The sequence below is a fragment of the Campylobacter sp. JH32 genome (assembly GCF_017846535.1).
Taxonomy (GTDB): domain Bacteria; phylum Campylobacterota; class Campylobacteria; order Campylobacterales; family Campylobacteraceae; genus Campylobacter_D; species Campylobacter_D coli.
Genome location: NZ_JAEQBS010000065.1, coordinates 1 through 255, shown reverse-complemented (window position 1 = coordinate 255; position 255 = coordinate 1). Strand labels below are relative to the sequence as shown.

At 26.7% G+C, this 255-nt stretch carries 1 pseudogene; it reads right to left on the bottom strand.

From position 1 onward, the window contains the following. Window positions 1-255 (bottom strand): annotated as a pseudogene (locus tag KAR67_RS09525) (hypothetical protein); the annotation flags it as partial.

Sequence of the window (255 nt, the reverse complement as noted above, 5' to 3'; positions counted from 1 at the left end):
TACAGCAATATCTGCATAACCATAAATAGCACCTAATAAATTAGGTTTATCTAATATACTACTTCCTCCACTTAATTGTATATAAAGTATAGTAGCTTGGATAAATCTTGCATTAAAACCATTTTGAGACATATCATTAGCTAGGTATTTATAATCACCTAATATTCCTGCTGCCATACCCCATTCATTATGAAATAAACTTGATCTTAGATTATGTTTATTATCATCTACTATTCTATATAATTTTTCATATTT